Origin of the sequence: Mucilaginibacter sabulilitoris (assembly GCF_034262375.1) — a bacterium.
GTDB classification, from domain to species: domain Bacteria; phylum Bacteroidota; class Bacteroidia; order Sphingobacteriales; family Sphingobacteriaceae; genus Mucilaginibacter; species Mucilaginibacter sabulilitoris.
The window spans coordinates 3,369,259-3,391,936 of record NZ_CP139558.1; the positions used below are offsets into that span (position 1 = coordinate 3,369,259).

The 22,678-nt window shown below is 39.1% G+C and carries 21 protein-coding genes; 13 read left to right on the plus strand and 8 right to left on the minus strand.

Features of this window, described 5'->3' with window-relative positions:
- Nucleotides 1-68: 68 nt before the first annotated feature.
- Nucleotides 69-668 (minus strand): GNAT family N-acetyltransferase, encoded by a 600-nt coding sequence (locus SNE25_RS14720; RefSeq protein ID WP_321565864.1) that lies wholly within the window; start codon nt 666-668, stop codon nt 69-71.
- Nucleotides 669-710: 42 nt separating this feature from the next.
- Nucleotides 711-1,364 carry a MarR family winged helix-turn-helix transcriptional regulator gene (locus SNE25_RS14725; protein WP_321565865.1) on the minus strand — a complete coding sequence of 218 codons (654 nt, stop codon included), beginning with the start codon at nt 1,362-1,364 and terminating at the stop codon, nt 711-713.
- Between the two features lie 263 nt (nt 1,365-1,627).
- Here SNE25_RS14725 and SNE25_RS14730 point away from each other — a divergent pair, with 263 nt between their 5' ends.
- The 3 genes from SNE25_RS14730 to SNE25_RS14740 all read left to right on the plus strand — a co-directional run bounded on the left by SNE25_RS14730 (nt 1,628) and on the right by SNE25_RS14740 (nt 6,036).
- On the plus strand, nt 1,628-3,382 hold the full coding sequence (locus SNE25_RS14730; protein ID WP_321565866.1) for an ABC transporter ATP-binding protein: 1,755 nt from the start codon (nt 1,628-1,630) through the stop codon (nt 3,380-3,382).
- Between the two features lie 15 nt (nt 3,383-3,397).
- On the plus strand, nt 3,398-5,158 hold the full coding sequence (locus SNE25_RS14735; RefSeq protein WP_321565867.1) for an ABC transporter ATP-binding protein: 1,761 nt from the start codon (nt 3,398-3,400) through the stop codon (nt 5,156-5,158).
- A gap of 173 nt (nt 5,159-5,331) precedes the next feature.
- Nucleotides 5,332-6,036, plus strand: a complete 705-nt coding sequence (locus SNE25_RS14740; protein ID WP_321565868.1) for an NUDIX hydrolase — start codon at nt 5,332-5,334, stop codon at nt 6,034-6,036.
- A 22-nt stretch (nt 6,037-6,058) separates the two neighbouring features.
- Here the strand turns inward: SNE25_RS14740 and SNE25_RS14745 are convergent, their stop codons facing one another.
- Nucleotides 6,059-8,194 carry a sensor histidine kinase gene (locus SNE25_RS14745; RefSeq protein ID WP_321565869.1) on the minus strand — a complete coding sequence of 712 codons (2,136 nt, stop codon included), beginning with the start codon at nt 8,192-8,194 and terminating at the stop codon, nt 6,059-6,061.
- 126 nt (nt 8,195-8,320) lie between these two features.
- On the opposite strand from SNE25_RS14745, the gene SNE25_RS14750 reads away from it, so the two are divergent.
- Complete coding sequence (locus tag SNE25_RS14750; protein WP_321565870.1) at nt 8,321-8,770, plus strand: response regulator; 450 nt, start codon at nt 8,321-8,323, stop codon at nt 8,768-8,770.
- 172 nt (nt 8,771-8,942) lie between these two features.
- Nucleotides 8,943-9,956, plus strand: a complete 1,014-nt coding sequence (locus SNE25_RS14755) for a PorP/SprF family type IX secretion system membrane protein (RefSeq protein WP_321565871.1) — start codon at nt 8,943-8,945, stop codon at nt 9,954-9,956.
- 153 nt (nt 9,957-10,109) lie between these two features.
- Here SNE25_RS14755 and rpoN read toward each other — a convergent pair whose 3' ends face one another.
- Entirely contained in the window at nt 10,110-11,585 is a 1,476-nt protein-coding gene (gene rpoN, locus SNE25_RS14760; protein WP_321565872.1) for an RNA polymerase factor sigma-54, read from the minus strand.
- A 194-nt stretch (nt 11,586-11,779) separates the two neighbouring features.
- Here rpoN and mscL point away from each other — a divergent pair, with 194 nt between their 5' ends.
- The gene (gene mscL / locus SNE25_RS14765) at nt 11,780-12,190 is read left to right on the plus strand and encodes a large-conductance mechanosensitive channel protein MscL (RefSeq protein ID WP_321565873.1); all 411 of its coding nucleotides are present in this window, start codon (nt 11,780-11,782) and stop codon (nt 12,188-12,190) included.
- A 66-nt stretch (nt 12,191-12,256) separates the two neighbouring features.
- Here the strand turns inward: mscL and SNE25_RS14770 are convergent, their stop codons facing one another.
- On the minus strand, nt 12,257-13,132 hold the full coding sequence (locus SNE25_RS14770; protein ID WP_321565874.1) for a ChaN family lipoprotein: 876 nt from the start codon (nt 13,130-13,132) through the stop codon (nt 12,257-12,259).
- A gap of 134 nt (nt 13,133-13,266) precedes the next feature.
- Here SNE25_RS14770 and rpmH point away from each other — a divergent pair, with 134 nt between their 5' ends.
- The 4 genes from rpmH to tsaB all read left to right on the plus strand — a co-directional run bounded on the left by rpmH (nt 13,267) and on the right by tsaB (nt 14,940).
- Nucleotides 13,267-13,425, plus strand: a complete 159-nt coding sequence (gene rpmH / locus SNE25_RS14775) for a 50S ribosomal protein L34 (protein WP_076375290.1) — start codon at nt 13,267-13,269, stop codon at nt 13,423-13,425.
- A gap of 73 nt (nt 13,426-13,498) precedes the next feature.
- A complete protein-coding gene (rnpA, locus tag SNE25_RS14780; RefSeq protein WP_321566225.1) occupies nt 13,499-13,903 on the plus strand; it encodes a ribonuclease P protein component in 405 nt (134 codons plus the stop codon).
- A 1-nt stretch (nt 13,904) separates the two neighbouring features.
- Nucleotides 13,905-14,147, plus strand: coding sequence for a membrane protein insertion efficiency factor YidD (yidD, locus tag SNE25_RS14785; protein WP_321565875.1), 243 nt, complete (start codon nt 13,905-13,907; stop codon nt 14,145-14,147).
- A gap of 100 nt (nt 14,148-14,247) precedes the next feature.
- Nucleotides 14,248-14,940, plus strand: a complete 693-nt coding sequence (gene tsaB, locus SNE25_RS14790) for a tRNA (adenosine(37)-N6)-threonylcarbamoyltransferase complex dimerization subunit type 1 TsaB (protein ID WP_321565876.1) — start codon at nt 14,248-14,250, stop codon at nt 14,938-14,940.
- A 12-nt stretch (nt 14,941-14,952) separates the two neighbouring features.
- Here the strand turns inward: tsaB and SNE25_RS14795 are convergent, their stop codons facing one another.
- Nucleotides 14,953-16,404, minus strand: coding sequence for a DUF5723 family protein (locus tag SNE25_RS14795; protein WP_321565877.1), 1,452 nt, complete (start codon nt 16,402-16,404; stop codon nt 14,953-14,955).
- Between the two features lie 141 nt (nt 16,405-16,545).
- Nucleotides 16,546-18,138: a hypothetical protein gene (locus tag SNE25_RS14800; protein ID WP_321565878.1), complete on the minus strand. Its 1,593-nt coding sequence runs from the start codon at nt 18,136-18,138 to the stop codon at nt 16,546-16,548.
- An 85-nt stretch (nt 18,139-18,223) separates the two neighbouring features.
- On the opposite strand from SNE25_RS14800, the gene SNE25_RS14805 reads away from it, so the two are divergent.
- The 3 genes from SNE25_RS14805 (at nt 18,224) to SNE25_RS14815 (ending at nt 22,076) form a co-directional block, all read left to right on the plus strand.
- On the plus strand, nt 18,224-18,610 hold the full coding sequence (locus SNE25_RS14805; protein ID WP_321565879.1) for a DUF423 domain-containing protein: 387 nt from the start codon (nt 18,224-18,226) through the stop codon (nt 18,608-18,610).
- 68 nt (nt 18,611-18,678) lie between these two features.
- Complete coding sequence (priA, locus tag SNE25_RS14810) at nt 18,679-21,168, plus strand: replication restart helicase PriA (RefSeq protein WP_321565880.1); 2,490 nt, start codon at nt 18,679-18,681, stop codon at nt 21,166-21,168.
- Nucleotides 21,169-21,416: 248 nt separating this feature from the next.
- Complete coding sequence (locus SNE25_RS14815; RefSeq protein WP_321565881.1) at nt 21,417-22,076, plus strand: protein-L-isoaspartate(D-aspartate) O-methyltransferase; 660 nt, start codon at nt 21,417-21,419, stop codon at nt 22,074-22,076.
- 121 nt (nt 22,077-22,197) lie between these two features.
- Here the strand turns inward: SNE25_RS14815 and smpB are convergent, their stop codons facing one another.
- The gene (gene smpB / locus SNE25_RS14820; RefSeq protein ID WP_321565882.1) at nt 22,198-22,650 is read right to left on the minus strand and encodes an SsrA-binding protein SmpB; all 453 of its coding nucleotides are present in this window, start codon (nt 22,648-22,650) and stop codon (nt 22,198-22,200) included.
- Nucleotides 22,651-22,678: the final 28 nt, after the last annotated feature.

Consider the following 22,678-nt stretch of genomic DNA (forward strand, 5'->3'; position numbering starts at 1 on the left):
ATAGCAGAAAACAAAGGACGATTTTAATTTAATGACATTAGCATGTGATTGTAAATTACAGATACTGCTTACAGCTTAGCCTTCAGCCGTTCCTTAACCCCTTGCTGCCATTCGGGTTGCAAAATGCTTAGGACGATTGAATTTCGCCGTGTCCCATCTCCAGCTGGTGTGTGGCTCCTTAAAATACCTTCAACCTGGCAGCCAATACTTTTCATAGCCGCTATACTGCGGTCATTACGGGCATCGGCCCTAAACTCAACCCTCTTCATGTCGAGCGTTTCGAATGCGAGTTGCAGTAGTAAAAACTTGCAGTGTTTATTTAACCCTGTACCCCTGAACTTCTCACCATACCAGGTGTAGCCCAGTTGTAAAGATTCATACTGTGGCTGAATATCGTAAAAGCGGGTACAGCCGGCATATTGTTCTGTCTTTTTATCGTACACAATAAAAGGATATTCCCTGCCAGATGCCTTTGCTTCTAATGCGGCATTAATATAATTGCGCATCCCATCATAACCTTTGGCACTTGTTAAAGAAAATCCCCAGGTATCGGGCTCATGAAGGGCAAAGGGTAATAAGTTTTCAAAATCATCAGCTTGCAAAGGCCTGAGCAATACCTGCTCATCTTCTAAAATGTAATTAGCTTCCGGGTTAAAATTTGAGGCCATTTGGTTTTTTTAGGTTAAAGTATGAATATTACTTCGTACAACTTACTCTTCGTTTAAAATATCTCCCGGTTTATTATCCATGATGTGCTGATACATTTTATCAAATGGTTTATTTTTAAACTCGATGGCTGTAACAGAATTACGTTGCTCACAGTACTTCAGCATTTCGTAACAATCTACAATAACATCATCATTAATATCCTTAAACGTCATTTCAACAACCTTGCCCGATATCTTATAGTATTCATCCAAAGCCTGAAGCCCCTGTTCGGTTATTGTAATAAGTTTGGCGCGTTTGTCATCCGGTGATGTTCGCTCACTTACTTTTTCCTCACGTATAAGCCTGTTAATAACTTCCATACCGGTTGTTGTTTCGGCAAACATGTGGTTAATCAAATCGCTTTTTCTTACTTCGCCCAAATGCAGCAGGCCGTTTAAATAATAAAAACATTCGGCAGGAGGGGCGCCAATATGGTTAACTGCCGATCTGAAATACAGGGAGTATGCGCTCAGGATACGCCCCATGGTTTTCAATAAATGTGCCCCGTTCATTATTCGTTCTCCGGCTTTGCCAGGGTTCTTAGGCTTTGGTCTTTGCTTTTGAAGGTAGTACCGGCAAAAAGCCTCCACACTATGGTCGTCGCTAACTTCTTCAAAGCCAGACCATTCTTCTACTAATTGCACAACAGGCTTCATGTTTATTTCTATTTAGGTATAAAATTAGAAAAATATTTCTGAAAAGTTTTAATTGATACAGAATAGGAATATATTTGTATTAATGTTTCTGTTTGGTAATAATTAAAGTTGCAACATATAATATCATTTTGGTGTAAAATGTTTTATGTTCTTAATCGTCATTACATATATAATGATGTATTTTTATTAGGCCAAGTAAATTTCTAATACTATAAACGGTCTGTAATTAAGAAGCATCAGTTACAATATATTTATCTAAAAAAATGCAAGCACAGGAATCTCAAAAAATAAATAAAAAACCTCCAGGTATATTTAGTTTGCTAAAGCCCTATATGGGGTTGGTAACACTACTTTTATTGTTTGCTTTATTAAGTAACGGCATGAATTTATGGCTGCCCAAAATCATAGCAAGTGGTATTGATGATTACGCCAAACAACACTTTGTGTTTATTGATATTATAAAAAAGTTCACACTTGCTGTATTGTTCATTTTTGTTTTCAGCTATTTGCAAACCATTATTCAAACCTACGCGTCTGAACGAGTAGCGCGCGATTTGAGGAAAAAACTATCTGACAAGATATCGCGCCAAAGCTATGCCTTTATCGAGCAGGCTAATCCGGCTAAACTACTTACAAACCTAACTGCCGATATTGATTCTATTAAGCTTTTTGTATCACAAGCGCTCGTGTCTATAGTATCGTCGCTGTTTATCATTATCGGCGCAAGTATATTACTGTTTACCATTAACTGGAAACTTGCATTGGCTGTAATTGCTATAATTCCGATTATAGGCGGCACATTTTTTTATGTGTTAAAAAAAGTACGCGCGTTATTCATAAAAAGTCGTGGTGTTATTGACCAGTTAAACAAGGTAATTAACGAAAGTATACTCGGCGCTGCATTAATACGTGTCATCAATTCGCAACAACTGGAGTATCATAAATTTTTACAGGCCAATACCGAGGCTAAGGAATACGGGTTGAGGATATTGGGCTTTTTTGCGGGACTTATACCCATTGTAACTTTTACCGCTAATTTGGCGGCCTTAACCATTTTAATGATGGGCGGACATTTTGTAATTAATGGCAGCATGACATTAGGTAGCTTTGCCGCTTTTAACAGTTACCTGTCATTACTCATATTCCCGATATTTATATTGGGTTTTATGAGCAACCTGATAGCCCAGGCCTCTGCATCATTCATCAGGATCAGCACCGTTTTAAATGCTCCGGATATTGCCGAAAGCGGCACATTAAAGGAAACGCTGCGTGGCGACATCGAACTTAAGGATGTGTCGGTTGTTTACGGGCAAAAGCCTGCGCTGAAAAATATATCGCTGGCGGTGTCTGCCGGTTCAAAAATAGCGGTTATAGGGCCAACGGCGGCGGGTAAAACGCAGCTGCTTTATTTATTAACCAATTTAATTAATCCGGCTTCCGGGGCGGTACATTATGACGGGCGGGATATTGCTGCTTATAATAGCGAATCGTTCCATAGCCAGGTGGGTTTTGTATTTCAGGACAGCATTATTTTCAACATGAGCATCCGGGAAAACATTGCCTTTAGCGATACGGTAACCGATGAGTCATTACAGAAGGCCATTGATACTGCCGAGCTGAGAGATTTTATAGGAAGTTTGCCTGATGGACTAAATACAATTGTATCTGAACGCGGATCGAGCCTTTCGGGCGGACAAAAGCAGCGTATAATGCTGGCCCGGGCTTTGGCTGTAAATCCTAAAGTTTTATTGCTTGATGATTTTACCGCAAGGGTTGATAATACTACCGAAAAAAAGATCCTAACCAATATTCAAAAAAACTACCCGGGATTAACACTGATATCGGTTACGCAAAAAATAGCATCTGTGGAGCATTATGACCAGATCATACTGCTGATGCAGGGCGAAATTGTAGCCAGTGGTGTACACGATGACCTGATGCACACCAGCCCGGATTATGTACAGATATTTAACTCACAACAGAGTACCAGCAATTACGAACATGGTATTGCTCATTAAAAAAATGTTCATCAAATGAATTACGATCTTAATAAGCTTAATAAAGAACAGCAGAAAACCTCAACCGTTGCCGGGCTCAAAAAGCTGCTGCAGTTAATAGCGCACGAAAAAAGAATACTTTTATTCGCTCTTGTAGCTATACTAACCAATTCGGCACTTAACCTGTTGGGGCCGCTTATTATTGGGCATACCATTGATAAGTATGTACAGCATAAAGATTACAGCGGCGTTATACGCAATGCCATATTACTGCTCTGCATGTATCTTGTAGCGCTTTTTACAAGTTTTAAGCAAACAACGTTAATGGGCGGAGTGAGCCAGCGTATGCTGTTTACCCTACGTAACTCAATATTTAATAAATTACAGCAATTGCCTGTAGGTTTTTTTAATCAGAACAAAGCCGGCGACCTGATATCAAGGGTTAATAACGATACTGATAAACTGAACCAGTTTTTTTCGCAATCATTGATGCAGTTTATCGGCAATATATCTATCATGATTGGCGCAGGGGTGTTTTTGCTGCTTATCAATTTTGAATTAGGTGCCGCTACGTTATCACCTGCAATAGTTATACTATTGCTTACACTGACCTTATCGCCCTGGATAAAACGTAAAAATGCATTGAATTTAAAAAGCGTGGGTGGCATGAGTTCGGAGATACAGGAAAGCTTGCACAATTTTAAAGTGATCATTGCCTTTAACCGTCGTGACTATTTTAGAAAGCGCTTTGAAAAAGCTAACAGCGATAATTACAAAACAGCGATAGGCGCCGGATTGGCCAACAATACCTTTATCCCAATTTACGGCCTGTTTGCGAGTATTGCCCAACTCATTGTATTGGCATTCGGTATTTATCTTATTAGTATTAAGCAGTTTTCTATTGGTTTGCTGGTAAGTTATTTGTCATATGCTACCAACTTTTATAATCCTTTAAGGCAATTAGCTGCCTTGTGGACTAACTTTCAGCTGGCTATGGCAGGTTGGGACAGAATTTCGCAAATATTATCGCTCGAAACAGATTTGCCAGTGCTGCACAATGGAATAATGGAAACAGATGCAGCGATGCTTGAGTTTAGAAATGTGCATTTTTGTTATGACGAGGACAAAGAGATATTGCACAATATTAGCTTTAAACTGGAGCAAGGTAAAACTTATGCTTTGGTTGGCCCTACTGGCGGAGGCAAAACCACCACTGCATCGCTAATAGCAAGATTATATGATCCGTCAAAAGGTTTGGTAATGCTCGGTGGTAAGGATATAAGGACCTATGGCCCGGAAGAGCGTAGCCAAAAAATAGGCTTTATATTACAGGAGCCATTTTTATTTACCGGAACTGTTAAAGAGAATATTTTATATGGTAATGATTTATATACAGACCATACTAACGAACAACTGGAAAAAGTAATTACAGATGCCAACTTAGGCAGCCTGCTGGCCAGTTTTGAAAACGGATTAGAAACCACAGTGCTTTCGGGTGGAGATAGCATAAGTCTTGGTCAAAAACAGCTGATTGCCTTTATGCGGGCAGTGCTGCGCAATCCGCAGTTATTGATACTTGATGAAGCCACCGCTAATATTGATACTATAACCGAAAAATTGCTAAGCGATATTCTGAATAAATTGCCTGATACCACTACCAGGGTTATTATAGCTCACCGTTTAAATACAATTGAAAATGCCGATGAGATATTTTTTGTAAATTCGGGTGAGGTAACACGTGCAGGTTCGCTGGATGATGCGATGGATATGTTGCTGCAGGGAAAACGGGTTAGTTAGCGGTTTAGATTTAATAACCAATTATACGGGATATATGATAGCCGCAGTTTGCTGATTTTTGGGCGTAACCTGAGAAGGCCGGAAATAAAACTATCTTCAAAAAAATAGTTGTCCGATTAACACTAAATAATTGCATAATTATTTTTACACTTGTAAATAAACTTAACCAGATTATGCAGAAGTATAGCGGCGAGAAACGCATTTTGGTAGCGACCGATTGTATCATTTTTGGCTTTGATGGCTTTAATATAAAATTGTTATTGGTGCAGCGTGGCCTTGAACCGGAAATTCATAAGTGGAGTTTGATGGGCGGGTTCATTCAGCCTTCCGAATCACCTGATGATGCTGCTAACCGTATATTGGAATTGCGTACAGGGCTTAAAAATGTGTACATGGAGCAATTTCATGTGTTTGGACATCCTGACCGTGACCCGGTTGAAAGAACGCTTTCAATTGCTTATTTTGCGCTTATTGATATCCACCAATATGAAAAGCAACTGAGTGAAGAATATCACCCGGAATGGTTTTTACTGACGGAAATGCCCGAACTGATATTTGACCATGCCGAAATGGTAAGGCTTGGTTTGCGCCAGTTGCGCTACAAGGCAGCGTTGCATCCGCTCTTATTCCAGTTATTACCCGAAAAATTTACCATTCCGCAGTTGCAGGCACTTTATGAAGGCGTGTATCAAACTAAATTTGATGACAGGAACTTCAGCCGTAAGCTGTTGTCAACAGGTTTGCTGGTAAAACTGCCCGAAAAAGATAAGCAATCGTCAAAAAAGGGCGCATTTTATTACCGGCTCGATCAATCGCATTATGAGGAAAATTTTGAATCGTTCCTGAACCTGGTGCCTAATCCTGAAAAGTTTTTTTAGTAAGTACAATTCTGTAAAAATATCAGGCTAAATTTTTTGGTAGCGTTACTATGAAAGTTGCGCCATTACCAGGTGAGGAAATAACCTCGATATTACCGCGGTGCTTTTCAATAATACCAAACACGATGGAAAGACCCAACCCGGTACCTTCGCCGATACTTTTTGTAGTAAAAAAGGGTTCAAATATCCTTTGTTTTGTTTCATCGCTCATGCCTATGCCCGTATCGGTAATTTCGATGGAAATATGGTCTGCATAATCTTTTGTAATGATCATAACACTTTCATCACTGTGGTGCTCCCTGGCCTTTATAGCGTATATGCTATTATTGATGAGGTTAATAATTAACTGATTAATTTTCCCGGGATAACAATGTAGAGGCTCCAGTTTATCAAAAACCGGTTTAATTTCAATATAATAGGGAATGGTACTCCTTAAAATGAGCAGGTTGTTCAATATCGACTTATTAATATCTGTAGTTTTTAATATCTGCTCATCAGTACTGCTAAAGGCACGCAGGCTGTTTACAATTTCGGCAGTGCGATTAGCCCCTTCTTCAATTCCATTAAGTAAAATGGTTATTTCTTCTTTTATAAAATTGATATCTATCTTCTGTTTATAATTGTTAAGGATACTTAACAAGGATGATTGCTCAGGATTGTTCAAAGCGTCGTCATATTTATTCAACAGGACAAACAATTCATCAAAATCAAGCCGTAAGGGAGCAATATTTGAACTTACAAAGTTAATGGGATTGTTAATTTCATGAGCTACCCCGGCAGTAAGCTGGCCTAATGACGCCATTTTTTCGTTATCTATCAATTGTTTTTGAGTAGACATTAGGTTATCAATAGATACAGACAAGTTCTTGTTAGTAGCGATTAGTTCATTTGTGCGTTCTCTTACTTTGTTCTCTAATAAAATATTCTGTTGTGTTATTAAACGTTCGTTTTCTTTAGCCACGGCAAGGGCGAAATTTTGTGATTCGTTTTTTTGAAACCTGTAAAAGTTGATCTTTTCTGCAAGTGCTGCAGAAAACAGTATCAGTTCTAAAACCGAACTGTAAACCACAATTTCGGTTGTTAAATTATTATACGGTATAAAGCCTCTATTGCTCGCTACAGAAATCAGAATGCTTATTAAAAAAATTCCCCAGCCCAGCATGAAAAACTTTGCAGGTTTAAAGCCATTACCAAAATAAAGATGGGCGCCAATGATGAGCAGACTTACAGATGTTATACAAGTGCTTATGGTAATTAAATTATATGCGGTAACCACCATGCCACATAAAACGGCTACCAGTAAGATGGAGTATATTGCGTACAGCAATAAATAATATTTATACCAGCGCTTTAAATTTTGTTTTAACTGTAAAAATTCACTTATAAACAGTAATATGGAGTACCCGAATAATACCCTTACTAAAGGTATAATATAGTTATTTAAAATAGTTTTGTCTGTGGTAAATAAATTACCCCCGTAGCCACGCTTAAGTACCTGAGATAAACCAAAGAATAGGATATAGCATACATAGTAAATGTAACTACGGTCGCCAACAATAAAAAACAATAATAAGTTATACAAAGCCATTACAATAAACACACCTATTATTACTCCTGTAGTAATATTCTCAATGTTGCGGCTTTTCAAAAAGGCATAAGTACCATAAACTTTTATGGGTATTACATTAGGTGCGCTGCTTTTAATGCGTAAATAAATGGTATTTGATGTTCCTGGTAATACAGGACAGTTTATAAACATAATATTTTGTGTAACCTGGTCATTATGTGCATTGTCCGGAACAAGGTGACGAATATTAGTTGTGGTGTTGTCAATATAGTATAAATCAAATTCATCTATAACACTGGCTGCGATACTGATAGTTATAAAGGGCGCTGTACTATCGTTCTTAATGTTAAATTTTAGCCATGTTGTTGATTTTGTGTATTTGAAGGTTGGGAGTGTGTTTTTAATTACATAAAATTCTTTATTTAAAACATTGTTTATAGTCAGGTTGGCATTGGTGTCTTCCAGTTCATAAAAATACCTGTTTGTTAATAAAGTGGATTGGTTATTATTAATAACAACGGTATCTGGCTTATCGGCAAAAGCTATAATGCTTGAGAATAATAAATATGCTGTTACTAATATTTTTCCCATATTGGAATTGTTACGATTATACGTTGCAATAATTATAATAAAAATGTGCAGTAATTTAAACTTTGCATAAATTTACTTTTGAAACCAGTTATATATTTATTGCCTGTTTTACTAAAGTGATTTGCCATGCCTGTAGGAGTGTTGTATGTTGACGATGAGATTAATAATTTAAATAGCTTTAAAGCGGCTTTCAGGAGGGACTTTAATATATATACAGCTTCCTCGGCCACCGAAGGGAGAAAAATTTTAGATGTTAATGAAATTGGCGTCATTATAACCGATCAACGGATGCCGGTAACTACCGGTATTGAGTTCTTAGAGTCAATTTTACCTGTGTATCCTGATACTATCAGGATATTATTAACTGGTTTTTCTGACATTAACGCGGTTATTGATGCAATTAACCGCGGCCAGGTTTATAAATACCTGGTAAAGCCATGGCAAAATGATGAGTTGAAAATTCACATCCAGAATGCCATTGAAATTTATAACCTACGTAAAGAGAATAAAGAGCTCACGTATAAATTACAAATAGCCAATATGGAACTGGAGACATTGGCTAAAGCTTTTAAGTAATTTTTTAATTTTCCCTATACTTTAAACTAATGCTTTATGTACATTTAAGGCGTAGTTTTATATTAGTGCCGTAAAGTTAAATCTACGTAAAGTATTTTTGTGCTCAGCCCCCTGATTTTTTTTAAAAATGGTGGTAAATGGTATTGGGCCAATAACCGTCATTACATAAATAATGAGAAAAACCGTATACCTTATTGTTTTTATTGCATGTGTACAATTGGTTAAAGCGCAACAAAGGCCTCAGTATACCCAGTATATATTTAATAATTACCTTTTGAACCCCGCGTTAACAGGTATTGAAAATTATACCGATGTAAAGTTGGGGTATCGCAGCCAGTGGACAGGCTTGGAAGGTGCACCGGTTACAGCTTATTTATCAGTAAATGCACCCATTGGCAATAATTTTATTCAGGGCGATGCTACTGCTTTCCCGGCCAGCGGGGGGCTCAATCCGTCGAGCAGGTTGTATACACAGCAATATCAGGCCTCCGAGCCGCATCACGGAATAGGTTTAACCATAGTATCTGACAAAACCGGGCCCATTACGCAAACAAATATCGATGCAACCTATGCCTATCATATTGGTTTAACCGACAGGTTAAATCTGGCCGTTGGCGTTTCTGCAGGTTTTAGTCATAATGTGTTGAACCTTTCGCAAATTACAACGGCCGACCCATCCGACCCTATATTTAACAGCCTGGATAATAACCAGTGGAAACCCGATTTGGGGATAGGCGTGTGGGCTTATGCCTCTGATTATTTTGTGGGTATTTCTGCTCAGCAAATATTACCGCAAAATATGTACATAACCAGTAAAGCAAATGAGTATCAAAATAAAACTGTACCACATTACTTTTTAACCGGGGGCGTTAAGCTTTTTTTATCAGACGATGTTACGCTTATACCGTCTGTAATGCTTAAATATATAAAGCCGGTACCTACAACTTATGATCTGAACATGAAATTGTCTTTTCAGGACAAGTTTTGGGTGGGTGGTTCTTATCGTCATAACGACTCATTTGGCGCTCTGGCGGGTTTTAATCTGAGTTCCTTTGTAAATGTGGGGTATTCTTATGATTTTACCACATCGGCATTAAATACCGTTAGTAACGGTACACACGAAATAGTTATTGGTATATTACTTAATAATCGTTATAAAGTAAGCAGCGGCGGACACTCGTTTTAGCCCCCCTGCCCCTAAAGGGGGAGCTAATGTGTAGATTTCAGATGTGCAAATATGCAAATGGCCTTATAATAAAGAAGCCCAGTTTATATAAACCGGACTTCTTCGTTTAATAATATCTGCACATCAAAAACTCCCCCTTTAGGGGCAGGGGGGCTAAAGTTCTCTTCTAAGCCGTGCCACCGGGATATTCATTTGCTCCCGATATTTGGCAACGGTGCGGCGGGCAATATTGTAGCCGGCGTCTTTCAATATGTCAGTCAATTTTTCATCAGCCAGCGGATGGCGTTTATCTTCTTTGCCGATATGTTCTTCCAGAATTTTTTTAACCTCTTTGTTTGATACCTCTTCGCCGCTTTCGGTTTGTATAGCTTCGGAAAAGAAAGATTTTAACAGGAAGGTCCCAAATTCGGTTTGTACATATTTTGAATTGGCTACCCGCGATACGGTTGAGATATCCATATTTATCCGGTCGGCAATATCCTTCAGGATCATGGGTTTCAGATTTTTATCATCGCCTGTTAAAAAAAACTCATATTGATATTGCATAATGGCATTCATGGTTTTCAACAAGGTTTGCTGCCGTTGCTTAATAGCGTCGATAAACCACTTAGCCGAGTCGAGTTTTTGTTTTACAAACTGCACAGCCTCTTTTAATTTTTTATCCTTTTGAGAAGCCTTGTCATAATGCTGAAACATCTCCTGGTAAGAGCGGCTTACCCTGAGTTCCGGAGCGTTTTTTGAGTTTAGTGTTAATATAAGCGTACCATCATTATTGGTGATATGAAAATCGGGTATCACCTGCATTTGTTTGGTATTGAGTTCGTTGGAATCGCCGGGTTTGGGGTTTAACTTTAAAATTTCATTAACTACCCCCCGCAATTCGTCCGAACCCATATTTAATGATTTTTCGAGCTTATCATAATGTTTGCGGGTAAATTCATCCAGATATTGCTCGACAACAATAATAGCTTTTGCAATAATGGGATCGTTGGGGTCTTTTTTACGGAGCTGTATAAGCAAACATTCCTGGAGGCTGCGTGCGCCAACGCCTGCAGGATCAAAGCCCTGTATAACTTTCAGCATATCCTCTACTTCTTCATCCTCCGCCATTACATTTTGTGAAAATGCAAGATCGTCGGTTAACGACATGATAGGGCGACGCAAATAACCGTCATCATCAAGGCTGCCAATTATTTGTTTGCCAATCCTGAAATCCTTGTCGCTAAGTGGCAGCAAGTCAAGTTGTAGTTGTAAGCTTTCAAAAAATGAATTTTGTACAGCAATGGGTATTTCCTTCCGTTCGTCTTCGTCGTCGCCATTTTGATCATAGCGCGATCCGTAGTCATTTACATTATCTTCCTGCAGGTAATCGTCAATATTAAATTCGTCCATCTCGCCCTTTTCTTCATCACTGCTATAGGTGTCTTCGTCAGGGTCTCGGTCCGGATATTGTTCTTCAGGTTCATTTAAGTTAGTCAGGCTCAAATCTTCAAGTGCGGGATTTTCTTCCAGTTCCTCTTTTATCCGGGTATCAAGCGAAACGGTTGGCACCTGCAACAATTTAATAAATTGTATTTGCTGCGGTGAAAGTTTTTGTAAAAGTTTTTGTTGAAGATTCTGTTTAAGCATAATTAAGATGTGTTCAAAAATACATCAATTACCGGTAACTTTAAAATATCTTGTGGTATACCAACAATGGTATTAAATAATAAAAAAAATAAATTGTTTGAGGGGCTTAAATTTATTCGTTACTTTATGTAAACATAAAATAAACTAAAACCTCTGTTAAACGTTACTTCAATCATTGACTTAAATTTATCATTATGGCAATAATCAAAGAATTTAAAGAATTTGCCATGCGTGGCAACGTTGTTGACCTCGCTGTGGGTGTTATCATCGGTGCTGCTTTTGGTAAAATAGTTACCTCATTGGTAAATGATGTAATTATGCCGCCAATAGGTTACCTAACCGGTGGTATTGATTTTAAAAATCTTAAAGTTATTATAAAACCGGCCGATCCTGCAAATAAGGTAGCAGAAGTTGCTATTACCTATGGGAACTTTATTAATACTGTAATAGAATTCCTGATTATTGCTTTTTGTATTTTTATGGTTGTTAAAGCCATAAACTCCCTTAAAAAACCAGAAGAAGCTGCTCCGGCTGCAGAACCCGCACCAACCAAAGAAGAAGTTTTACTTACTGAGATACGCGACTTGTTAGCTAAAAAAGCTTAATAGATTATATTGACTTTTATAAAAAAGGATTAGGATACCTCTGCACCTTAATCCTTTTTTATAATCTTAATTTTTTGCCAGTTCAGGATCTGTTAAAATTATATAATCTGCCAGTTGCTTGTATTTAACCCAGTCAGGGTTGTTGGGGTTACTATCATTGTATGCTGCGATGGTTAATATACGCACGTTTGGCGCGTATTTTTTAAGCTGGTTAACTACCCCCTGCTTTTCTTCGCTATGAAAGCCTCCATTTAATTGCAGTATTTTAAAATTAGGATGGGTTTTAAAAAATTGAGCTATTGACCAGCCCATAGTAGCGTCCCACAAGTTTTGCGATTGATAGAGCTGCATGCCGGCCATTGCCCCGTGCCCGCCCATTGCTTTTACAAATTTATCATAATAAGCTCCGGTAGCCGTGTCAATGGGGAGGGGAGCAAGATAACTCTTGGCTTGTGTGCTTAAGAGCTGCAGGCTGTTGAGCCCGTTACGGGTAACCATATTGGTATAGCGGGTAGGGGCGTTGGCTGCTATAACAGCTAACTGATTTGATTTTGCCAATTCAACCAATGGACGATAATCAGTATAGTTTGGCCAGGCACGCGCATCGCTGATCATGTTTTTTTCGCGGATGAGACCGTTTAGGTACTCGTTTAATACCAATTGGCAGTCGGTCTGGAACATCTCCATAGAGAGTGCCGTTTGATGAGGGTATTTTTCGGCTAAGCCTTTAAATAAAATATATTCCAGATAATGCGCGGTTGAATCATTATGCTCTTCGCCAAAAAAAAGCACATCGGCTTTATTGGTTTGGTTAATAATATCAGCTATTGTAGCCGGTTTTTGGGTGGATGTGTTATATGTTTTGTAATGCTCAGCCGATATATCCTGACCAAAAACAATTGACGGTAAACATGTTAGGAGCAGGATAATGAATGATTTCATATTGTGGTTTTAAAACGCTTAATTTACAGTAAGAAACATTGGTAGCCAAATAAGAAAAATAGTATTTGATATGTTTTAAATTATTACTACATTTGCGCTCTTGTTTTTAAAACGACGAATAGAATAAAATAGCCATGAAAAGAACGTTTCAGCCTTCTCAAAGAAAAAGAAGAAATAAACACGGATTCCGTGAACGCATGTCAACTGCTAACGGTAGAAGAATATTAGCAGCCAGAAGAGCAAAAGGCAGAAAAAGATTATCAGTTTCTGACGAGGGTCGTCATAAAGCATAAACCAGGTTGCTTGGTCCTTTCATAGGGACATGGACCGTTTATATGCTTTAATTCCGGTTCAAATATGGCAACTATGTATACTTTTAAAAAAGAAGAACGGTTATGTAATAAGAGGCTTATAGATAAGCTTTTTCATAACGGCTCTTCTTTTTTGTGTTACCCCTTCAAAGCTTCGTGGTTGTATCATACCGAGCCACAGTCTTATCCTGCTCAGATTTTATTTTCGGTTTCCAAAAGGCGATATAAACACGCTGTGGACCGTAATTTAATAAAAAGGTGCATGCGCGAATCATACCGGCTGCACAAACAACAGCGCCTATATAATTTATTAATAGCAGCCGATAAAACTATCGTACTGTCAGTTGGCTATATAGGCAAGCAAATAGAACCCTACAGCGTTATTGAAAAAAAAATGCTGAAGCTGCTTAATCAGCTTGCGGAGCAATTGACTGGCAGTAATAGCATTCAGGCCAAATAATATGAATGCCGTGATCAGGATATTGAAGACGATTATTGGGGGCATTTTTATATTGCTGATAAAAATATATCAATATTTTATTTCGCCGCTTACGGGTGCTTCATGCAGGTATACACCTACCTGTTCACAATATGGCGTTGAGGCTATAAAAAAGCACGGGGCATTTAAGGGCGGATGGTTAACTTTAAAACGGATTGCCAGTTGCCATCCCTGGGGTGGGCACGGGCATGATCCGGTACCATGAATTTTAAGTTGTGAGCTTCGAGTTCTGAGTCATAGACATAAACGTCTAAATCAGAATTCATAACTCAAGACTTAAGATTCATAACTCAAGATTGAAAAAGATGAGTGTTATTTTACAAATAGAAACCGCGACTACTTCCTGTTCTGTAGCATTGGCCATTGATGGTACTGTTGCTGCTTTTAAACAGGTAAATGAGCGGAATATACACGCAGAAGTGATTACATTGTTTATTGATGAGTTGTTAAACACAGCTGGTTTAACTTATAATGATCTCGATGCAATTGCCGTTAGTTGCGGGCCAGGTTCATATACAGGGCTGCGTATAGGTGTATCGACCGCCAAAGGCTTGTGTTTTGCCCTTGATAAACCCCTTATTGCCATTGAAACCCTGGAGGCTATGGCTTATGGAATACTTAGTGATAAAGCAATAGCGATAAATAGTAATACGCTTTTATGCCCGATGATTGATGCCCGGCGTATGGAGGTTTACTGTGCCTTGTTTAATCATGAAGGTGTAATGGTGAGGCCTACCGCTGCAGATATTATTGATGATCATAGTTTCAGTGAGTTTCTGAACAATCACAAAATCCTGTTTTTTGGCGATGGCGCCGATAAGTGCGAAACTGTGCTGGGATCAAATAATAATGCTCAATTCTTGCCGGCTTTTGTTAATTCTGCAGTGCACTTAACTCAAAGAGCGGTAGAAAAGTTTAATAATAAGGAATTTGAGGATGTGGCTTATTTTGAACCTTATTATCTCAAAGATTTTATAGCCGGGAAAAAAGCTTTATAAGCGAAAATGAAACTATCTGTCAGTTTTAAACAGGCGACCAAACAGGCGGCCAAAAAAGCCCTTTTCGCCCATGGGAATACTGCTGGCGTTCATAGGATGTTCTATTACATGACCAAACTTTAAGCTAAATCCCAAATACAGATCTCCGCCGGAGTAATCGCCTTCATGCTGAATCTGGGCATCATTATGTAAAGAAGCTAAAGCAAATCTGCCCGTATTAATTAACCTGTCGGTGCCCACAAAGAACTCAACATTGGGAGATTTGACCATGAATTGAGTGCCGAGGTTAAAGAATTTCATATCATCATAGCTGGTAGTAAGTGTGGCTGTAAATTTGCCAAACTGAAAATGGTTTACCAGCGCTCCTGTGAACCCGGCATAAAACAATTCTTTTGATGCTATAAGTGTAGGCGTATATTTTAAATTATTGCCATCACCAAGCCAGTAGCTTTTTGTAGCGCTCAGCTCGGCACGGCCATTTATTGGTGTAGTGAATGATTGTACAGTGCCGTTATTTTTTAATAATTTATGTGTCCGGTTGTACAAGGTATCCTCGCGGTGTGTGCTGGTTAAATCGTTAATAGGCTCACTATTATTAAAATCATAAATGGCTGATCGTTTACTCCAATGAATAAAACCAAGGTCTTTTACGTTAGCCTGGATAGTTATACGATCGTCTGTTTTATATGATGCACCTAAACTTACGGCCGCCCCAGGATTCCGGAATGTTGGCAGATAATCGTGAGCTGTCATTTGACCAGGAATATAACTATCGTAATAACGGCCCCTCAGGTATAAAAGCGCCGTTGGTTGCGTTGGAACCTCTCTGTTAAAACTAATGTGCGATTCTACAATGTCAATTTGCTGGTATTGTATGCCCAATAAACCGCTTACTTTAAAACCAAGTGCAAATTTATTATTAATGCGTTCGCGGTACGAAAAGCTTAGCTGATGATAAGCCTGAAAACGGTAGGTATCGTTAAATATATCGCTGTAACTATTAGCATGGAAGTTATTAACCCCGTTTAGCAAGGCAAGTGATTCGTCGGAAAAAAGGCCCCGGCTTTCTACTTTTGTTTGTGCTGAAAAGCCCATTTCTACATCGCCATTAAGGCTGGTGAATACCTTAAACATAATTGAGTAGGCATTTACGTTTGCATTAAAATGGTTGTATTGTCCCTTCCCGATTTTTAATCCTTCTGTATCATAAAAGGCGGTTCTTGAAAATAGACGGCTTTTAAGTCCTGGTTGTATGTTTCCGGTTACATAGGTATTAGCATCAAAATTAGGTATTAAAAAGTTAAACGCATATTGTCTGCTCGAATCGGGTATAAATGACCTTTGCGATGGGTTTTCAAAGGAGTCATACAGAGTACCGGTATTGTACTGGGAAAACTGCTGGGCTGAAACAGATAAAGAAAAGAAAAAGAATAATAAACAGAAAACAATATATATCTTATTCATACAATATTTCACCAAGCCTCAATTCTGTATTTGCCCTAAAGATAAACTTCAAAATTGATTATCGGCAAATAATCGGCATATAATATTTTGATGTTAACGTATTTAAGCCTTTATGGTTGTGAAATAAGTTAATTAAATTTTTTATTTTTTTATGTCCGTGGTGTCGGTGCTGTTAAGGCGCATGCAAAAATTGGTATAAAAATTTTTGTCAGATGCGGTAAGTTGATATGAAGCCGCGTAAAAATTTTTCCAGCCGGGGTTTGAGTTTTCAAGGGCATCATAGAAAGTATCTTTAAGATCCCTTTTTAATATAGGTTGCGCGTTTTTGAAATTGATAAAAAAAGCAACGCTGCTTCTTTCAGCCAGCAGATTGTCAAACTGGTTATACTGGTCAATTTTGTTTATGAATTTTCGATTATAATAAGTATCAGTATAACTTGTCAGTTCAGATTCTGTAGTTGCCAGTATCAGATAATTATCAAAAATCTTAAAATAGGGCTTGCGGAAAATGCTGAAAGCATCGCCCAACAAGTAAAACGGAACTTTGCTATAATTAAACTGGCCTACATTATCATTAATCATAGTACTGATGTTTCTCATCAGGGGTAATAGCTTTGAGCCATCTTTAACCGCAATAATGGCATATTTTTCCTGGTACCGGGTAGTTACCACGGCAAATTCGTTACCCAGCAAATGTTCAAATTCAGGTTTTAAAAATAACCCCGTCTCAGCCTTTATTTTGCTGAATAATTGATCCTTTTCATTACTAATGCCAGCCTTAATATGCCATTGCGTAAGGTCAGCAGAGAACTTACTGGCATCCGAGATAGCGAAATTCAGGCTGTAAGCTGTAGTAGATGGGAAGATTTCTTTTAAGTGGTTAGCTACCGGCTGCTGGGCTGCAAACAGGTTAAGATAGCTGGCCACGTGGTTATGCTGTAAATTGGTAAAGCCATTAAACATTAAAGCATCATTTTTATAGTTTAAACTTAAAGCGGCCAGGGCAGGCAACAGATTAAAGCTTTTAAAAATGTCGGTATTTTTGTTTTTAAACAGCTGATCAAACAATGGGGTAAGCTGACTATAATTGAGATACAGGTTAGCCAATGAATTAGCATTCTGTTGCTCAGGTAGCGGAATAAATACATTCCTGTTTTTATCATCGCGGTATAATATACTTTGGGCTATCAGATCTTTCGAAAAACTGCCTGCGAATATATTATCTTCTTTTTGTGTAATATAAAAGTGTTTATTAATGGCCTTGATTAAAACATCATACTCAAGTCCAATGTTGTTTCGAACAGGCGTTATCAATAAGCCGCTATTCGGCTGAGTGTTTAAACCGGTAAAAGCGTCAATTTTAAAGCCGCTTGTAGCAGTAGTGGTTATCAATAAATTGATATTGTCACTGCTTGAGGGATGTACGGATATGAAAATATTTTGCTCGTTAAAAAACTGGTCAAGCCGGGGTGAAGCAAGCAGTAATTTTCGTAGTGTATCAAGCTCGGCCAGTTTATCTTTGCCCATAACAGCGCTCAGCAACTGGCTGCCTTTAAAAATATCATAAAAGCCCTTTTCGTTATTAAATTCAAATACAGCTACAGCATTATCAGGAATGGTGCGCATAACCTGGCTGGTACGCACCCCGGGCGGGCTTAAATTTTTAAAATAAACAACCGTTATTGCTACAGTGGCGGCAAGTAAAATTAAGGTGGTAACTATCAGTCGTTTCATTGCGGTTTGCCTTACAAAGATAGAATTTTACCCTGCGGCTTTAAAGTAATACTTTCAATTGGTTAACTTAGCTTTTTATATCTGCATGAACAAACAAATAATTATTACGGCTTCGCTTTTTGGTATGCTGGCCGTTATTACCGGGGCTTTTGGTGCACATGGTTTAAAGGCCTTATTGCCAGATAGTCAGCTCGAAGTATGGCACACTGCGGTACAGTATAATTTTTACCATGTATTTGCATTGCTGTTCCTTTCAACCTTTGCACGGTTTAAAAACAGGTTAATCACATTATCGTATTACTTCTTTACTTTCGGCATTGTATGCTTTTCGGGCTCATTGTACCTGTTGTCATGTCGCAGCATATTAGGCTGGGACTGGCTGCTTGCCTTAGGGCCAATAACACCCTTAGGTGGTTTGTTGTTTATTTTAGGCTGGCTCATGCTGGCACTTGCCGCTTTTCGGAATAAATAGTGAGTAGTGAATAAAAATGCCCGGCAATTTAGAGTTTAGAAATTAGAGTTTAGGATTTATAATTTAAGATGTTAGAATTTGCTGAAATTGAACATACCGATCGTGAAACGCTTTTTGCCGAAGTGATTTTACCGCTCGCAATTTCAAAAAATTATACATACCGGGTTCCTTATGATCAAAATGCAGCTATAGCTGTTGGCAAAAGGGTAGTGGTACAGTTTGGCAAAAGTAAGCTGTATACTGCCATTGTTAAGGAGATCAATAATCTGGCTCCAGAAAAGTATGAAGCTAAATACATTATTGAGATACTGGACGACCGACCTGTTGTAACCCCGCATCAGCTGCATTTTTGGCAATGGCTGGCCGATTATTACATGTGTAATATTGGTGAAGTGATGAACGCGGCACTGCCCGCGGCCTTGAAGCTGGCCAGCGAAACCCGTATTGTGCTCAATAAAGAATACGAAATTGACCGTTCCATATTGCATGATAAGGAATTCCTGATTGTTGAAGCGCTTGATATACAGCCGGAGTTAACCGTGAGCGATATAGCTAAGCTGCTTGGGCAAAAAACGGTAATGCCTATTCTGAAACTGATGTTTGAAAAAAACATCATTCATATATCTGAGGAGGTAAGCGAGCGCTACAAACCCCGCAAACGTACTTTTATTACGCTTAATCCGGTTTATAATAATCCTGACAATTTACGTGAGCTTTTCCCGATCCTGGAGAAGCGCGCCCCCAAACAGGCAGATGCGTTGTTGGCTTATATTAAACTGGCCCGGCATCAGAAAGCCATCACTAAAAATGAACTGATTGAAGAGAGCGGCGCCGGCGAATCGAGTATTAAATCACTTATTGAAAAGGAAATCCTTCTTGCCGAAGAAAAAAATGTAAGTCGTTTGCATTTTGAAGCCGAAGATGAGTTTAACAATAATTTTGAACTGAGCGAACAACAAACCGAGGTGCTGCAAAGTATCCGCAATCAGTTTAAGGAGAAAGATGTGGTACTGTTACACGGCGTTACCTCATCGGGTAAAACACAGGTTTACATCAGGCTCATTGAAGAAATGATGCGTAACGACCGCCAGGTGCTTTACCTGCTGCCCGAAATTGCGTTAACCACCCATATTATTGAGCGGTTGCGTATGTATTTCGGCTCCGACATCGGGGTTTACCATTCCCGTTTTAATGATAATGAGCGGGTTGAGGTTTGGCAAAAAGTATTGAATAATGATTATAAAGTGATCCTGGGTGCACGATCATCGGTGTTTTTGCCTTTTAATGATCTTGGGCTTATTGTTGTGGATGAAGAGCATGAAACATCCTACAAACAATTTGACCCTGCCCCGCGCTATAATGCCCGTGACGCAGCCATTTTTTTGGCTAACATGCACCAAGGGAAGGTATTACTGGGGTCGGCTACACCATCTTTTGAAAGTTTTTTTAATGCCCGTACAGGTAAATATGGGTTTGCCGAACTGGCCGAACGCTATGGCGGAGTATTACTGCCTGAAGTAGAGGTGGTGAGCATTAGTCATGAAACAAAACAAAAAACCATACAATCGCACTTTACCAGTGTGTTGATGGAGGGAATAAAACAAACCCTTGCTAATAAAGAGCAGGTGATATTGTTTCAAAATCGCCGTGGCTATGCCCCAATACTGATGTGTAAAATATGCGCTTACACACCTAAGTGCATCAATTGCGATGTGAGCCTTACTTATCATAAAAGTAGCGGCAAACTGCATTGCCATTATTGTGGTTACAGGGAAGATTCGCCATCTATCTGCCCCGCCTGCGGATCAACGCATTTGGAATATAAAGGCTTTGGTACCGAAAAAATTGAAGACGAGCTCAGTATGCTGTTGCCCGATGCCCGTATTGCCCGTATGGACCTGGACACCACACGCGCCCGTAATTCGCTGCAAACCATACTCAATAACCTCGAGGAAAAAAAGATTGACATATTGGTGGGTACACAAATGGTAGCCAAAGGACTCGATTTTTCTGACGTTACCCTCATCGGCATCATTAATGCGGATAGTCTGCTGAAGTTTCCGGATTACCGAGCCAATGAGCGAAGCTTTCAGATGCTGGCACAAGTAAGCGGCAGGGCCGGCCGCAGGGGTAAACAAGGTAAAGTAGTTATCCAAACTTATGATCCTTACCACAGAGTAATAAAGCAGGTAATTGCAAACGACTATAACGACTTGTATTTTACTGAAATGGAAGAGCGTAAAAGTTTTAAATACCCGCCGTTTTACCGCATCATCAACCTGGATATTAAGCATAAGGATCCCGAAGTGTTATATAACCAGGCGAATTATCTTGGCAATGAGTTGCGCAAACACTTTGGCGAGCGTGTAATTGGTCCGGAGTCACCGCTTATTAGCCGGATACGTAATTATTACATCAAATCTATCATGCTCAAATTTGAAAAGGATGGCATATCCATTGTGAAAGCCAAGGCTATTCTAAAAGATGTGATTGTACAGTTCCAAACAACAAAACTCAGCAAAGGGTGCATCATACAGCCCGATGTAGATCCTTATTAAGAGGGTATTCTCCGGCGCGTCATTGCGAGGTACGAAGCAATCTCTACATAGGCAGATCACAAATTGAAGTTTGGTTCTAATCAACCGCTCTGTATAGCATAAAGATTGCTTCGTACCTCGCAATGACGCATGTTTTTATATGATGTTAATCATGTGAATTTTTTTATCAGCTAACACATAATGAATTACCGATTGCAACGTTATTAAGCCCTTTAAATGCTGAAATTACTGCTAACTTTGCCATGTAAATGGCGTATAAATACATTGATAATTACCGCGAGAAAGGTGCCCGCAAACAATTAGTTGACATCCTGAGAAAAAAAGGTATCCAGGATGAGGAAATATTATTGGCCATTGGCAAAGTACCGCGCCATTATTTTTTTGACGAAACATTCTGGAACCAGGCATATCGCGATATTGCTTTTCCTATAGGCGAGGGGCAAACTATATCTCAACCCTACACTGTTGCCTATCAAACCGAACTATTGCATATCCGTAAAGGCGATAAGGTACTGGAAATTGGTACCGGCTCGGGTTACCAAACCTGCATTTTAATGGAACTCGGTGCTACGGTTTATACCATTGAAAGGCAGGAAAAACTATATCAGCGCACTAAATATATCCTCCCCGAAAAAATGGGATATAAGCCTCACTTTTTTTGCGGAGATGGTTCTATCGGTAAAGCCGAATATGCTCCTTACGATAAAATTATTGTAACAGCCGGAGCACCTACCGTGCCCGATGTGTTGTTAAAACAATTAAAAATTGGCGGTATACTGGTTATTCCGGTGGGCGACGAGGAAACCCAAAAAATGGTCACCGTGCTAAAGGTTGGCGAGCACGACTATGAAAAAATAGTACTGGATACTTTCAGGTTTGTTCCGTTAGTGGGGGATAAGGCTTGGTGAGCCCCCCGGCCCCCTAAAGGGGGAGCTAAAAAACTAAAACGACCTGCTTTTATAAAGCAGGTCGTTTTAGTTTTAGGCAAATTTGCTAATCAAAAGCTCCCCCTTTAGGGGGCTGGGGGGCCTACCTTTTCATTGCCCGGTCCATTTCAACTTTGGTGTCGCGTTCTTTCATGGTTTCACGTTTGTCAAATGTCTTTTTACCTTGGGCCAAACCAATTTCCAGTTTGGCAAAGCCGCGTTCACTAATGAACAAGGCCAGCGGTACAATGGTTAAGCCTTTTTCTTCGCCGCGGACAAGCAACTTTTTGAGTTCCTTTTTATTGAGCAGCAGCACGCGGTCGCGTTTCGCTTCGTGATTGTAAAACGACCCAAAAGAATATTCAGATATATGCAGGTTGCGTACAAATAGCTGGTTGCTGATAAACGTGCAAAAGGCATCGTTAATGTTTGCTTTTCCCTCACGTATGGACTTAATTTCGGTACCCAATAATTTAATACCGGCCACATATTTATCCAATATGTGGTACTCAAAATAAGCCTTCTTATTTTTTATATATATTTTATTTTCAATCATTACTCACAGTTGCTTTAACTGCAAACTT